Below are 14180 nucleotides of genomic sequence, written 5' to 3' on the forward strand. Positions count from 1 at the left end.
CGGCCACCTCACGGTGGCCGCCCGCGTTCATGCCCGTGAGATGGAGATTTTTCGCAGAATGACCTGTTCCCGCTTTCCCGGACAGGTGTTGTTGCATGATCATGCCGCGGGCGCGGCGGTGGTGAACAGGGTTTCGTAGTCGACGGGCGAGAGATAGCCGATCCCGGAGTGACGGCGACGCGGGTTGTAACAGGCCTCGATCCACTCGAAGATCGCCATCGCGAGCTCGGCGCGAGTCGCCCAGCTGCGGCGGTCGAGCAGCTCGACCTGCATAGACCCGAAAAACGCACTGTCTCAAGCGCTACTACGCCCGCCACCTGTTCCGGGTCCTTGAGGCGTCTCCGATGCCCTCTTGACACCCATAGGAGCATCTCCATGAGGGAGTTGTCGTAAGCGCAGGCGACTGTTCCCATCGAGCCCATCAGGCCGGCCTCGCGCAGTCGGGTGCCGAAGAGCCAAGACGTGTATTGCCTGGGTTCAACCGGTCGTTGCAACACCGGGTTGGTGAACAGAGCGTAGCTGCTCCTCGAAGACCTCCGCGGGAGTCTTCCAGTCGAGGCTCTTTCGGGGTCTGTTGTTGAGAGCAAAGGCGACTGCTTCGAGGTCTTCGGCGGACCAGCGTGAGAGGTCCGTGCCTTTGGGGAAGTACTGGCGCAGCAGCCCGTTGGTGTTCTCGTTCGTTGGGCGCTGCCAGGGCGAGTGCGGGTCTGCGAAGAACACCTTCGTGCCCGTTTCGAGCGCGAACTGGGCGTGGCCGGAGAGCTCCTTGCCGCGGTCCCAGGTGAGCGTCTTGCGAAGTTGCTCGGGGAGCTTGGTCATCGACGCGATGAGCGCGGCATTCATCGCAGCGGCGCCGTATCCACCCAGCGCGGGACCGTTTTTGACCGGCGGGGCCTCGCCCCAGCCCTCCGAGCGGGGAAGGTGCACCAGCAGGGTCGAGCGGCTCTTGCGTTCCACGAGCGTGCCGATCGCTGACCGACCGGTGCCGATGATCAGATCCCCCTCCCAGTGGCCGGGAACAGCGCGGTCCGCAGCTTCAGCGGGACGCTGCGAGAACACGACATCCGCGGTGACATGCCCTGCGGGTCGATTCTGCGCTCGAGCTCGTGGCTGTCGAAGTGCGCGGCCTGTTCGCAGGCAGGTGACGAGCTCGCGTTCGAGCGCGCCACGGCCCTGGATGAACAGCGCCTGGTAGATCGCCTCGTGGCTGACGCGCATGGATTCATCATCCGGGAAGTCGAGCTTCAACCGATGCGAGATCTGCTCCGGACTCCACGCGATCGCCCACCGCCGGTCCTGCCGGTGCGGCTTGTTCAGCCCCTTCCATACCGGCGGCTGCGGCCCGACGACGACCGCGCCGTCGGGCCTGCGGACGGTGCCGGCCAAACGCTCCTGCACGTACTCCCGCAACCTGTCATCGGTCGCCAGCTTCGCGCTCTTCGGGCGCTTCGCCGCCTGCTGAGCCTTCCACTGCGCCACCAGCGCCCGGTACTTCGCCTTCCCGCCCCGCGTAGCCGCGTTGCGGCGCAGCTCGCGAGAGATCGTCGAGGGGTCACGCCCGATCCTGCGCGCGATCTCACGCACGCCAACCTGTCTGGCGCGCAGCAGCGCGATCTCCTCGCGTTCCTCGAAGGACAAGTAGCGCCCGGTGGGTTCAGCCAATGAGATCGGCGGCATGCCGCCAGCGTGGCGAAACCAGCGAGTTCCGACCGGCCACGACACACCGACCGCCAACGACGCCTCGACGGTCGTGACGCCCGTGGCGATCAATCTCCAGAACTGGCGCTGCACCGCCCCGTGAGGGATCGGGTCGCCCGGGTGAGCGCATCTGCGGCCGCAGCGCCCGATCTGCGCGCCACTGCCGACGCGCGCCCTCGGGCACATCGCCGGTCTTCTTGCTCCAATCCGCCGTCGCCATCGTCGAACACCTCCGATTCCAGGAAGGTGTTGCGACGACCGGTTGAATCCGCCTTGAGCCCCGCGGTCACTGTGGACCACGGTTCCGGCGGGTTTGCGCTGCCACCGGGCCATGTCCGGGGCGTCCACGACGAGCTCGGTGCGCAGGTGGTCGGCGATCGCCCAGCCCACGCACCGCCGGGAGTGCACATCGATGACCGCCGCGCAGTAGACCCATCCATCGCTGGCTCGATGTTGGGTGATGTCGGTGACCCACAACCGGTCCGGCCGGTCCGCCGCGAACCTCCGCTGCACGTGGTCATCAAAGACCGCCGGATCCCGACGGCTGCCGTGGCGCCACCGACGCCGGTGCACGCCCTACAACCCGTCCAGACGCATCAGGCTCGCAACCCGCTTGTGCGACATCGCCACGCCCAACCCCAGCCGCAGCTCGGCACGGCACGGCAACGCCGCACCCCATAGGTCTGGAGTGAGGTGACGTGAATAGCCCGAAGTCTCTCCAGCAGGCAGGCGTCCTCGACATCACGTGCTGAAGGGTTTTGTGGCCTGCCCACTCGTAGTAACTCGTAGTAACCGGAGCGGGAGACGCACAGGATCGAAGCTGGTCACCGCCACAGGGCACCCCTCGGCGGCGAGCTCGTGGACCAGCCGGAACCCGATTTTGGGAGCACGTTCTCCCGCGCGAAGTACGCCGAGGCCCGATTGAGGATCTCGATCTCCATGGCTTGGACCCGATTCCGCCGGCGCAGCCGCACCAGTTCCTCCCCCCCCCGTCCGTCGTGAGACCCTCTTCGTGGCCGTCATCCACGTCGGCCTGAGACACCCACCGGCGCAGGCAGGACTCACTGATCCCCAGGTCCTTGGCGATCTCAGCGATCGGCTTCTCCCGCAGACGGGTCAGTTGCACAGCTCTCTGGCGAAACTCCGGCGGCTTCGGTGCTGGCATCCCAGACTCCTTGCCGTGAAGACATCATTGCCTCACGATCGGTGTCCGGAAAAGCGGGAACAGGTCAAATGTGCACCAGCGCTTCCGTCATCGCGGCCCTCACTGTCGTACCTGCTACCACGGCCGCTCCTCCGGTTCTGTCGCCAACCCCAAGCCCGCACCAGGAAGCTGTACACCCGAGGCACCGGCGTAAGCGCGTCAGCGGTTTCCTGGCACCAACACCACCCGCCCCACATCTGGAGAGACAGCGTTCCCAGCCGGCGATGTCAGCGTCTAGTTTCTTCGCGCGGACCCTGGAGTCGCGGACCCTGGAGTCTTGAGATCTGTGAACCTCGAGGCTAGAAGTCCGGGTGCATTCCCTGCCTCCCCCATCAGCATGCTCTTCCGGACAGAGTCCCCCGAGGCCAACCGCTAATCGGCCCCACATAAAGTCATGGAGTCCAGGCCTGTCGTGCACCTACTGTCAACGGGCCGACCAGCGACTGCACAGCCGCACCCTCGGACCTCGGCTGTGCCCGCCCCGCGGGCAAGCCAGAACAGATGTCACATGATTCGTGCGACAGTCCCTTCGGTGGTGTGGTCGCCTGGTGTTTGTACGCTGTGGCCAATGCCGCACCGTAGGAGGAGAAGCTGTGCCTGTGTGGATTTGCCGATCGTGTGGTGTGGAGCATGCTCTGACGGCCCAACCGCCCCAGGGCTGCGAAATCTGCGCGGACGACCGAGAGGACAAGGTGCTCCACGGCCCGCGGTGGACGACTCTGGAAGAGCTGCGCAGCGCGGGCCATGAAACCCGGATCGAGCGGCTCGAGCCGGACCTGTACGGCATCCGTGTCGTTCCCCGTTTCGGGATCGGCCAGCGTGCCCTGTTGTTGCGCACTCCGGCCGGGAACCTGCTGTGGGATCCGACCGGCTTCCTCGACCCGGCCGGGATCGAGCGGGTGCAAGAGTTGGGCGGGGCCGCCTTCATCATCGCCAGCCACCCGCACATGTACGGGGTGCAGGTTGAATGGTCCCGCGCCCTGGGCGGGGTTCCGGTATTGGTGGCCGAGGCCGACCGCCAATGGGTGCAACGTCAGGATCCGGCGATCAACTCTTGGTCCGGGCAGCGGCAGTTGCTGCCCGGGGTGAGGTTGCACACCGTGGGTGGGCACTTTCCCGGCAGCGCTATGGTGCAGTGGGAGGCCGGGGCCCAGGGCCGCGGCGCGCTGCTGGCCGGCGACACACTTTTCGTCAACCCGGACGGGCGGACGGTGGCGTTCATGCGCAGCTACGTCAATCTGTACCCGCTCTCGGCGGCCGTGGTGCAGCGGATCGCGGCGGCCGCCACGGCCCTGGAGTTCGACCGGCTCTACAGCAACACCGGGGGCACCATCGACGCCGGGGCTCGGGACGCAGTGGCACGCTCCGCCGCCCGGCACGTGGCGTGGGTCCGCGGGGACCACGACCACCGGACCTGAACCCAAACCGGCAGGTTCACGACCCAGAATGCCCAGGCCTGCTGCATAAACCTCATGAACGGCGACCAGCGCGACCATGCGGCGAACGCCGCCTCCCGGGACTCCCTGCAAGGGACGGCCGCTAACCCGCCATACGTAAAGCGGGAGGAGAGCATCAGTCCCGAACGACGGCAGCAAGGCTGCATGAGGCATCAGGTATACCTTCTGGCGACTCCCTGCCCGTTCAGCGGTCTGATCGTGGCCCGCGCCGGGGCAGTGTTGGCGATGTCGTACCGTGTGGTGCCCCCACGGCCAGGTGGTCCAGGTCCTGGGCTGCTGGGTCAGCGCAGGGTGCGGCGGATTGCGGTGCTGATCATGTCGACGAGGGCTGAGAGCACGATGAGCGCCAGGACGGTGCCGGCCATGGCGTCGAGGTCGAAGGCGACCCGCTGGTCTTCCAGCAGCCGCCCGAGTCCACCGGCTCCGACGATCCCGACGACGACCGTCTCGCGCATGGCGACTTCCCAGCGGTAGAGCCCGTAGGCGAAGAAGCGCCCGCCGGCCTGGGGGATGATGGCGTACCCAAACGAGCTCACCGGTGGCGCCCCGGTGGCCACGAGGTGGTCGTGGGCACGGCGGTCGAGGTTCTCCACGACCTCGGCGCAGAGCCGGCCCAGGATGCCGAAGTTGTACACGCCCAGGGCCAGTGCCCCCGGCAGCGGGCCGGGCAAGAACAGGAACAACGCTAATAGCGCCCAGACCGGGGGTGGCAGCGACCGGGTCACCAGCAGCAGCCAGCGCGCCACCGTCCCGGCGGCTCGGCGTCCCGGGGTGGTTCCGCCGCGGGCGGCCACGAACGCCACGGCCACCGCGGCCACCGCGGCCACCGTGCCGGCCACCAGGGACATCTGCAGCGTGAGCAGCGATGCCTCCAGCAGGCGGGACCATCCGCCCTCGGGTATTCTCGGCGGCACCATCTCTGCCATCAGACCGGTGAGCAGGCCAGCGGTCCGGAGCGAGAGCACCCGGGACAGGTCGCCGCCCAGGTGCACCACGGCGGCGACCACCAGCCCCAGGGCCACCACCGCAGAGACTCCGGAACGCCGGGCGCTGGTGGCGCGCCGGAGCCCGGCGCCCCACCGGTCGACCACGGCTCCGATCAGCACGATGGTGTAGATCAGCGTCCACACCTCGGCGTGCCGGGACCCGGAGAAGCTCAGGACCAGCTCGAAGCCCAGGCCCCCGGCACCGACCATGCCGAGGATAACCGCGGAGCGGACCGCGCACTCGAACCGGTAGAAGGCGTAGGACACCAGCTCCGGCCATGCGATCGGCAGCACCGCGTACAGCAACGCGACTCCGCGCCGGGACCCGCTCGCGCGCAGCGCATCGTAGGGTCCGCGGGCCGACTCGTCGATGATCTCCGCGTAGACCTTGGCCGTGATGGCCCCGAAAGGGATCGCGATCGCCAGCACCCCCACCAGCGGGTCCCGTCCCAGCACGCTGAGCAGCAGCAGCGCCCAGATGGCCTCGTGGATGCCCCGCGGCACCGCCAGCCCGAGCCGGGTGAGCAACCAGCCGGCCCGGCGAACCGCCGGGCGGGTCCGAGTCCCCGGGCCGGTGCCCCACCAGGTCTCCGAGATCAGCACCCCGACCATGAGCCCCACGACGACCGCGAGCACGGTGCCCAGCACCGCGTAGGAGAGCGTGCTCAGCGCCGCTCCCCCGGTCCGGACCAGGAACTGAGCCGACAGCTCCGGGGACAGCGCGGCGGAGACGAACCCGGCGAACCGCGGCCACCCCCAGACGTTGAGGACCGGGCCCTCGGCAGTCAGCCAGCCGCCCACCGACCACACCACCGCCAGCACCCACAGGCCGGCCCACCCCCGCCCACCGCCGGGCAACCGCCACCGGCCGCTCCGGTCCCCGGTACCACCGGGGACCTCCAGCCGGGTCAGACCGGCGACGTCGCTGGGCCTCATGGGTCCGGGGTCAGGTCGTAGATCCGTTCGCGGGCGCCCTCGCCCACCTGATCAACAGCAACGTCGAGAATCACCCGGCCCTGGCGCAGGCCCACCACCCGATCGCAGTGGCGCACGGCCAGGTCGAAGTCGTGCAGGCTCACCACCAGGGTGCGCCGTTCACCGGCCTGCTCATCCAGCAGCCCGCAGAGCAGGCTCATCACCTCCTCGGCCCGGGCTGGGTCCAGGCTGGCGACCGGTTCATCGGCCAGCACCAGCTCCGGGTCCTGAACCAGGACCCGGGCCAGGGCGACGCGCTGCTGCTCACCCCCGGAGAGCCGGTCGGTGCGCGCGTGCAGGTGCGAGGCGATCCCCACCCGCTCCAGCGCGGCTCTCGCCTCGTCGACCTGGAGCGGACGGACCAGAGAACGCAGCGCCCGTAGCCGGCTCCAGGTCCCGAGCCGCCCGGCGTTGACGTTGTGCACCACCCGCAAGGGCCCAACCAGGTTCAGCTGCTGGTGCACCGAACCGATCCTGCCCCGTAGCGCCCGCAGTGCACCGGACGAGACCGCCGCCGGGTCGACACCGAGAACCTCGACACGGCCCCCGGTGGGCGTCACCGTGCCATTGGCGAGTCCCAGCAAGGTGGACTTGCCCGCCCCGCTGGGACCGACCAGGGCCACCCGCTCACCCCGACGCACAGACAGGTCGACGCCATCCAGGGCCAGACGGTCCCCATGAGCCACACTCACCGCCTGCAACCGCAAGGCGACCCCAGCATCGTCCCGGCCGAGCTCCCCCGGTGGTATCACGGATCAATCACTGCTCATCGGATCAGGTTGAGGGTGCGGGCGATCTCTTCGATCCGGTCGTAATCGGCCGGCTCGGCCGGGATGATCGTCTCCGCCCCGTACTTCTCCAGCAACCCCGCCTCCCCGGCATCCGATCCGTCCAGGTCCAGCAACGCCTGCCGCAGCCGATCGGTGAACCCGGCCCCGAAGCGCTCGTCCACGCCGGGGGCACCGACCCAGTGATAGTCGGCGTATTCCGGGGTCGTGAAGATCTCCTGCACCGTGTCGGTGTCCACCGTTCCGGCCTCGGTGCGCGCATGCCAGACCTGCTCGTTCACCGCCCCTACCTCATAACTGCCCGCCTGCACCAAGTCGATCGTCAGATCGTGCGAGCCCGAGAAGCCCGGCGCCCCGGCGAAATCGGCCTCCGGGTCGATACCGGCCTGATCGAGGAAATACGCCGGCATCAACCGCCCCGAGGTGGAGGACTCGCTGCCGAAGGTGAAGCGGGAGCCCTCCAGGACCGACAGGCCGGCGACGTCCTCGATCGGCTCCAGACTGGCATCGCGGTGGGCGATGAAGACGCTGCGGAAGCGTTCGTCGATGTCTCGCTGGGCCAGCACACTCGCCCCCTCGGTGCGCAACCTGGCCTGCACCCCGGTCAGCCCCCCGTAGAAGACCAGATCCAGATCCCCGGTGCCGAACAGGCTCACCGACGCCGCGTAGTCACTGACCGGCACGTACTCCACCTCCACGTCGAGCTCCTCGGCCAGGTACGCCTCCATCGCCTCCTCCCGCTCCGCCAGATCGGAAGGATCCACGTCCGGGATCGCACTGATCCGCAACGGACCGGACCCCTCTTCGACACCGGCGGGACCACCACAGCCGGCCGCGATCAGGACCACGGCCACACCGATCACCCCGGCTGACAGAGAACGAGAACGCCTCACCATCGACATGACCGCATCCTAACGGCCCTCCCCAGCCCGCCCCGTGGCGATTGGGGTGGGCTGGGGAGCATACGTCCCCGCGGGCGCACCCGGGGGGTCTCCGCGGCCACCGGACGGTTCTCAGGAGCAACAGCAACACCCCACGGCCGAGGTGCGTCCGCCCTACACACCCTTGCGTTTGTTCTCCTTCACGAGGGCTCCCAGATACATGTAGGACGGAAGGAAGCCCACAAAGTAGAAAGCCATCATGGTCAGCGCCAACCATTCCGGTGCGCCTGAGAACGCTGAGGTGAAGCCGAGACCGATGGCTCCGATGATCGCGGCCACCGTCGCCACGCGCATCAGGGTCGAGTAATTGGGTGGATCTCCGATGACCCTCTTCTCGCTATCACCACTGCTCATGCTTTGGGTCCCATCTGACAAGTGCGTTCACCGGTCGAAACGTGCGCCTTCTCGTTTCGGGGACAGGGCGAAGAGCATGAGCAGGACGATCACACCCAAGAACGGGATCAGGGCGATCAGCTGGAACCACCCGGAGCGATTGGTGTCATGCAGGCGACGCGCACCGAGGGCGAGGTTGGGGATGATGTGGGCCGCGGCGAAGATCAATTCCAGCACGGAGAGCGCGTCTCCGATCCCATTGGGCTGCCCGCTCGCGTGGGTCCCGACCGTCACACCGAGGATGCTGATGACCGTGGAGATGATGGCCAGGTAGATGAACACCCACCAGTATTCGGAGCGGCTGGCGCGGCCGGAGAACTGGGCGTACTTGGAGTAGAAGCGCTTGATCGCCTCGCCGAAGCCGACAGGCGCCCCGGGCTGAGCACCGGGGTGGTGCAGGTTCTGCTGGTGGTAACCGCCGGAACCTGCCTGGGCTCGGCCATCAGCCTCTTGGTTGCCGGTGTATGCCGGCATCTGACCATAGCCTTGCTGAGGTTGTGTCTCGGGACGCGGGTAGTTCGGATCCGGGGTGTTCATCGTGGCTCTCCTGACGGAACTCGACGTCTCACCGCATCGTATGTGCAAATGCACACCGACTGTGGTCCCCACTACGGTGCTACCCGGACGCGGTCCGGTGGCGGTCTGGCCGGCCACTGCGCAGATGCCGTTCCTCAGTAGCCCCGTCCTCAGCCTCGGCACGAGCAGGTGTTCCGGACGTCCGGGCAGCACATCACTCGAGTGGCCCTAGTCGTAGGAGGGGACCAGTTCGACGATGCGCTCCAGCACGGCGGGTTCACTCCACACCGACGGCCCACCGAAAGGCAACCCTTGGTGCAACGTCTGTCTGACCCCGGCGATCCCGCTCAGCCGTCCTTCGCCCATGTAAACCATCCCATGCGGCACAAGCACTTGTCCCGGGAGCAGCACGGGGAGGCAGTCGCCCAGCCACCGGGACCACTCGACTCGGATGCATGATCGCAACCGCAAATATGTCTCTGGCAGCTCCCTCTGTCGGCTGATAGACACAAGCTCAGACGACAGAACACTGCGAACGAACGAGGACTCCAGATGCCGCGACCAATGACCCTGACGGCCTTGATGATGTTGGTGATTGCGCTCATCGCAGTGGTGTGGATCTACTCCGACCCAGCGGGTGTGACCGAGTCAAGAATCATCTTCTTGCTATGGGGCATCGGGGCTGTCCTCGCTGGTACAGCGCTGGTTCGGATAACTTGTGGCACCGCCAGATGGCCAACTACTCGCAGTCCTTCGGGCCCAGGGGTGCCGACGATCGCGCGGTAACCAAGGACCTACAGTCCACCCGAGTTGTCGTGTTCATCGTCGCCGCTTTTTGTTCAGTCGCTGGGATCATCGGATTCTTCATCGCATGACGCCCCATACCATGAACAAGTAGTGCGCCGCGGCAACCTCCACTGCACCGACTGGTACTCGACACCCTGTGTATTGTTCCCCCGTACGGACCCGTGTCCGCTTGGACAGACCGGGTAGTACCAGCGTCAGCGAATCTCTCTTCCGCTGTCCTCGGACTCTTGTTCCTGGGGTCGGTGGGTGTACCAGCTGATGGCTCCGATGATCGCGGCAGCGATCGCCGTGACGGGGAGGACGGACCAGGACACGCCCTCTCCCTTGATGACTTCGGGGAGGAGCACGGCAAGGATCGCTCCCATCACGAAGACTGCTGTGTAAATAATCCGTTGAGTCTTCGGCGATCTCGGTCCCCAGGTGAGGTTTAGCCCCGGCAGGGCGAAGAGCAGAGTCAGGATGATGAAGGCAATGGGGACGAGCGACCAAGCGAATTCTGGAAAGTCGATGACCGTGAACACGATGAGCAGAACACCGACCACACCGAATATCCAGCGGACTAGCCCATTCGATGACATCTGCGTTTGTTCCGTTCTGCTAGTCGGCTACCGCTCTTGGCGTGGGTAGTCGTATCCTCCCACGCTGGCTCAACTCTGCTCGATCCCTTATCGTGGGCCGGAGAAACCGCAAATTCTTTCCAGCGGCTCCGGGAGTAGCGCCCACACCCTAGCGCGCTCTACGCCACGCTCTCGGGCAGGGCTTTCAACATATTTAGTCGCGGTTTTGTCGTTTCTGCTCATTCTTCACTTGCCACCAACCGATCAAGCCAACGACCAGGCTGCAGGAAGCACTAAGAGTTGCCCACCACGCGCGCGTCGAGCCTGTAATGAGGGCGTTCGTCAAAGTGATTACCACAATGACGGCAATTGCGGCCTTGGCGATCTGGATAAAACGGAGCTTTGGACTGGGCACAGTTTTCCCTGTCGTCCGGTCATTGTGGGCGGAGCATCGAAAAATCAGCACGTCGACATCTGAACTCATTGTATGTGCATCTGCACACAACTAGTGGTCCCCACTTCGGCGCCGACCGGCCACGACTCGATAAGGCACCGCACATAGGCAACCCTCAGTGCATCAGACCCGCCGGATCCGGCGTGAGGTCGCTGCGCGGAGGCCGGACCATGGACGAGTCAGTTCAGGCGGTGTCTCCGTCGATGGGTTCGACCGTAGGGGCCGCTGCAGGGGTAAAAGGGGCATGCGAGGGCAGTGCTGCGCTCAGGTGCGGGGCGATGCGTGCCAGCTGGGCGAGATAACCATGGGCGTCCAGCTCGGTCAACGCGACAGGAACCCGGGCCTTGGCAGTGCTGGCGCGGGCGGCGAGCTCGGCCAGGGCCAGCGCGTGCTCGGGACGGGTGCGGGCCACCGCGCGCAGCACTCGACGGGCCTCCGGGCTCAGCCGGAAGTCGGCGCCAGCTTGGTGGATCAGGGCATCCAGGGCCGGGCGCAGCGCCGCGAAGGCCGCCGCCCGGGACAACGGATCCATGACCGGAGTGGCCCAACTGGAGTGCGCCCCGGCAAGGTGGACATCGTTCATGCGAGCCTCCTCCACCGGGACAGCTACCTGCGAGTGGTCCTCGTGCTGCCACAGACCAGAGGGAGTCTCATGGGTGCCGTATGGAGCCGCCGCTCTGGCGCCAGAAGCGTCGCCCCCCTGACGACGGAGCCCAAGGCCCCAGCTCTTCTGCCGCCAAGACGGCGGCCATTCGACCGGTCTGGAACGGCTCAGCCCCCCGACTGAGCACCTTGCGTGATACCCCAACCGTACCGACCAGTAAGAAGAAGATCGACTTTCATCATGTCCCCATTTCCGCTGGCGGGACGCCCTGTCGTGCTCGCGAGGCGTTGCCGGTCCGCGTTGTCCACCCAGATGCAGCTTCCGCCGGCTCGTACGGCAGGCGGGTATTGCTCTGAACCTGGCCCTGCGGACATCAACCCCAGCTGCAACGCGGTAGGTCAAGGAGTCAAGCGAACCGGGAGCAGTTCCCAATCCCGATCGACACGCACTGAGGTACTTGGCTCTGAGGGCGTTGTTGCCTCCCAGCAGTGCGGAAAGTTCTAGACCTCGCCCTCCACCCCTGTTTCCTTCTGCAACTTCACATGCTCTGCTGATCCGACCACTTGCCTGGCCACGGAGGGGATACCGTCGATGGATGATCCTGAGCACCCGCTGATGAATGACCCCGAGCACCCCTTCCTGCTCCTCAACTCCATCGGAGCCTTCATTATCGGTCTAACGGTGCTCGTCCTGATGTTGGCCCGCGATGCGGTAACAGGCATCGGTCTCACTATTGCCGTGCCAGGTCTCGCGGTAGGGATTGTGGGCTTCATCGGCGTGTACCGAAGAAGCCGCCGAAAATGAGGGGGTGGCTTTAAACCACCCGACGCGTGACGGGCGGCAGAGCGTTGATTCGGGCTCTGAGCCCTGCTCACCTGTTCCCCGCGGCCAACTACCCCGGTGATCTACCCAATTGACTCGTCGATACGCAGGGTAGGCCTGAAGCTACGCTTCAGGCGCCGCGGTCGCAGAGCAACCCCAACTGCAATGGGTCCCTCACTGAGCTCTGTCTCGCATCGACTGTCTCGCTCGAGTGAACCACAAGAATCTCCGACCTGTGACTGCGCCGGGGATTTCCTGCGGTCCTGGTAGAAGACAACCGTGGCCATGCCCGTGCCTATGGTCCAAGCCCCCAAGGCGAAGCTGTCAAATCGTCCGAGCAATCCCAAGAGCCAAGCAAGCCCAGTGGTGAGCCCCCAGGGACTGCCGCCCCGATAGGTCAGGTCAGGGTGTCACCTGATCGTACGGCAGTCCCCTCGGACCTCGGCTCTGCCTGACTTGTAGGCAAGCCAGAGGTCAGGTCAATCGGGTTGCCTTGCTCGTAGGCCGGCCCGGAGGGACGTAGCGAGAGCCCATAGACCAACACTGGCCCGTGGTCGGAAGTGGACACTCAGTAGGTCTCATCCTCCCAGGGTCGGCGCAAAAGCAGGCGGAGCAACTGGGGCGGGGGTCCGGCCCGTGCTCAGCTGTTCACCGACACCAGGAAACCCTGCGCCCGGCGTTGCAGCTCGGCAATGCGTTCGGCGACGGCATCGGCGATTTCGGTGCCCTCCGGTGGGCAGAGGGGCGGCTGACGGACGTTGGCTGAACACTGGAAGTTCTCACAGATCCGCGTTCCCACGGTGGAGCCCCAGTGCCCGGCTTGGCCGACACGCTGAGCCACGTATATCACCGCGGGGTGGGACAACTGGCCGTCTCGGCACCACGCGCACTTCGCCGACCGCGTAGGAGGCTTGGCGGCGTACAGGACGACGCCCACCGGTCCGTGTGGGGTCGGGATGACGACAAAGCCCCGTCGGCGGGGGGATCGGGGATCGCGCCAGCCCAGGTAGTCCTTCCGGTCCCAGTCCGTCTGGTCCAAGTCAGCAGGCAGGGGCAGGTCAGCAGCCTCCAGTCGGGAGCAGTTGATGAAGCAGGTACGGATCTGTTGGTCGGTCAGCGAGTGCATCAGTAGCCTTTCGGGAAAGCAGTCGGTGCGCCGGGACGGGATGTCACCGGCCAGCCGCGGTGGGTCGGCGGCCAGCCAACGTTGAAAACGCCCCCGGAACCGGAGTCGCGGCGACCGTCTCGGCACGCATGGTCATGAGCAGGACCACGAGCAGGTCGGCGAGGAGGCAGGTTACCTGCACGGCCGGTCCCGTGATGGCGACAGCGGCGCCGGACCCACGCACAGGCATGCGCCGATCGTTCGGCCCGGCACCATCACCGTCCGCTGAACGGTGGTGAGGACGGATATCAGCCCGGTCGAGGACCTCTGTCGCCTGGTCATGCAACGACCTCCTGAGGACGGGCCTTCTGGACGGCCTCGACGACGGCCTGGTTGGCCTCGACCGTGCCGATAGAAGATCCGCATGCCCTCTTGCGGAAAGGCGCGGACGGTGATGCCCGGCGCTTTCAAGGCTGAAGCGATCCGGGAGGTGTCCTCTCCGGTGGCTGCCCAGATGAAGTTGGTCACCGGGAACGGGACGGCGACCTTGCGCAGGTTCACCACCGCGTCCGCCCGCGCGATGGCATAGCCCAGGCGCAGCCCTGCCAGCCCATAGGCCTTCGAAAGGGTGTGCAGCACGGCGACGTTAGGGAAGCGACGGAAGAAGTCGCTACCGACGGCGGTCGTCGCCGAGGTGTTGAAGTGCAGGTAGGTCTCGTCGATGACGATCAGCACGCGGGCGAGAGCCTTCTGCATGAAGGCCTCCATCTGCTGGCTGCTGACGATGGCCCCGGTGGGGTGGTTGGGGTTGCAGGCAAGGATCAATCGCGTCTTCTCCTTGGTGGCCACGGCCATGGCCACCCGGTCGTGGCG

General features: G+C 66.3%; 11 protein-coding genes and 4 pseudogenes. 2 read left to right on the forward strand and 13 right to left on the reverse strand.

Annotation, left to right across the window (positions count from 1 at the left end):
• Nucleotides 1–99 precede the first annotated feature (99 nt).
• The 4 pseudogenes from ACH9D3_RS05075 to ACH9D3_RS05090 form a co-directional block, all read right to left on the reverse strand.
• Nucleotides 100–276, reverse strand: a pseudogene (locus ACH9D3_RS05075) (IS3 family transposase); the annotation flags it as partial.
• 201 nt (nt 277–477) lie between these two features.
• Nucleotides 478–1918: pseudogene (locus ACH9D3_RS05080) on the reverse strand (IS30 family transposase).
• Between the two features lie 65 nt (nt 1919–1983).
• Nucleotides 1984–2271, reverse strand: a pseudogene (locus tag ACH9D3_RS05085) (DDE-type integrase/transposase/recombinase); the annotation flags it as partial.
• A 457-nt stretch (nt 2272–2728) separates the two neighbouring features.
• Nucleotides 2729–2863, reverse strand: a pseudogene (locus ACH9D3_RS05090) (transposase); the annotation flags it as partial.
• 662 nt (nt 2864–3525) lie between these two features.
• On the opposite strand from ACH9D3_RS05090, the gene ACH9D3_RS05095 reads away from it, so the two are divergent.
• The gene (locus tag ACH9D3_RS05095) at nt 3526–4320 is read left to right on the forward strand and encodes an MBL fold metallo-hydrolase (RefSeq protein WP_396410094.1); all 795 of its coding nucleotides are present in this window, start codon (nt 3526–3528) and stop codon (nt 4318–4320) included.
• A gap of 320 nt (nt 4321–4640) precedes the next feature.
• On the opposite strand, the gene ACH9D3_RS05100 is transcribed toward ACH9D3_RS05095, so the two are convergent.
• The 7 genes from ACH9D3_RS05100 to ACH9D3_RS05130 form a co-directional block, all read right to left on the reverse strand.
• Nucleotides 4641–6281, reverse strand: a complete 1641-nt coding sequence (locus ACH9D3_RS05100; RefSeq protein ID WP_396410095.1) for an ABC transporter permease subunit — start codon at nt 6279–6281, stop codon at nt 4641–4643.
• On the reverse strand, nt 6278–7072 hold the full coding sequence (locus ACH9D3_RS05105; RefSeq protein ID WP_396410096.1) for an ATP-binding cassette domain-containing protein: 795 nt from the start codon (nt 7070–7072) through the stop codon (nt 6278–6280). Before ACH9D3_RS05105 ends, ACH9D3_RS05100 begins: the two co-directional genes overlap by 4 nt.
• A 14-nt stretch (nt 7073–7086) precedes the next feature.
• Entirely contained in the window at nt 7087–8010 is a 924-nt protein-coding gene (locus ACH9D3_RS05110) for a putative selenate ABC transporter substrate-binding protein (RefSeq protein ID WP_396410097.1), read from the reverse strand.
• Nucleotides 8011–8163: 153 nt separating this feature from the next.
• On the reverse strand, nt 8164–8403 hold the full coding sequence (locus tag ACH9D3_RS05115; protein WP_396410098.1) for a hypothetical protein: 240 nt from the start codon (nt 8401–8403) through the stop codon (nt 8164–8166).
• Nucleotides 8404–8430: 27 nt separating this feature from the next.
• Nucleotides 8431–8979 (reverse strand): DUF805 domain-containing protein, encoded by a 549-nt coding sequence (locus ACH9D3_RS05120; RefSeq protein ID WP_396410099.1) that lies wholly within the window; start codon nt 8977–8979, stop codon nt 8431–8433.
• Between the two features lie 980 nt (nt 8980–9959).
• On the reverse strand, nt 9960–10307 hold the full coding sequence (locus tag ACH9D3_RS05125; RefSeq protein WP_396410100.1) for a hypothetical protein: 348 nt from the start codon (nt 10305–10307) through the stop codon (nt 9960–9962).
• A 653-nt stretch (nt 10308–10960) separates the two neighbouring features.
• On the reverse strand, nt 10961–11359 hold the full coding sequence (locus tag ACH9D3_RS05130; protein WP_396410101.1) for a hypothetical protein: 399 nt from the start codon (nt 11357–11359) through the stop codon (nt 10961–10963).
• Nucleotides 11360–11971: 612 nt separating this feature from the next.
• Between ACH9D3_RS05130 and ACH9D3_RS05135 the strand changes: the two genes are divergently transcribed.
• Nucleotides 11972–12184 carry a hypothetical protein gene (locus ACH9D3_RS05135; RefSeq protein ID WP_396410102.1) on the forward strand — a complete coding sequence of 71 codons (213 nt, stop codon included), beginning with the start codon at nt 11972–11974 and terminating at the stop codon, nt 12182–12184.
• A 658-nt stretch (nt 12185–12842) separates the two neighbouring features.
• On the opposite strand, the gene ACH9D3_RS05140 is transcribed toward ACH9D3_RS05135, so the two are convergent.
• The gene (locus ACH9D3_RS05140) at nt 12843–13328 is read right to left on the reverse strand and encodes an FBP domain-containing protein (protein WP_396410103.1); all 486 of its coding nucleotides are present in this window, start codon (nt 13326–13328) and stop codon (nt 12843–12845) included.
• Nucleotides 13329–13499: 171 nt separating this feature from the next.
• A complete protein-coding gene (locus ACH9D3_RS05145) occupies nt 13500–14156 on the reverse strand; it encodes an aminotransferase class I/II-fold pyridoxal phosphate-dependent enzyme (protein WP_396410104.1) in 657 nt (218 codons plus the stop codon).
• Nucleotides 14157–14180 lie beyond the last annotated feature (24 nt).

It is taken from the genome of Kocuria kalidii, assembly GCF_044462225.1.
Classification (GTDB): Bacteria; Actinomycetota; Actinomycetes; order Actinomycetales; family Micrococcaceae; genus Kocuria; species Kocuria kalidii.

Excerpts from the sequence above, each read along its gene's own strand:
- ACH9D3_RS05135 (WP_396410102.1), top strand. The coding sequence starts at position 11,972 with ATGGATGATCCTGAGCACCCGCTGATGAATGACCCCGAGCACCCCTTC.
- ACH9D3_RS05110 (WP_396410097.1), bottom strand. The coding sequence starts at position 8,010 with ATGTCGATGGTGAGGCGTTCTCGTTCTCTGTCAGCCGGGGTGATCGGT.
- ACH9D3_RS05140 (WP_396410103.1), bottom strand. The coding sequence starts at position 13,328 with ATGCACTCGCTGACCGACCAACAGATCCGTACCTGCTTCATCAACTGC.
- ACH9D3_RS05130 (WP_396410101.1), bottom strand. The coding sequence starts at position 11,359 with ATGAACGATGTCCACCTTGCCGGGGCGCACTCCAGTTGGGCCACTCCG.
- ACH9D3_RS05115 (WP_396410098.1), bottom strand. The coding sequence starts at position 8,403 with ATGAGCAGTGGTGATAGCGAGAAGAGGGTCATCGGAGATCCACCCAAT.
- ACH9D3_RS05120 (WP_396410099.1), bottom strand. The coding sequence starts at position 8,979 with ATGAACACCCCGGATCCGAACTACCCGCGTCCCGAGACACAACCTCAG.
- ACH9D3_RS05100 (WP_396410095.1), bottom strand. The coding sequence starts at position 6,281 with ATGAGGCCCAGCGACGTCGCCGGTCTGACCCGGCTGGAGGTCCCCGGT.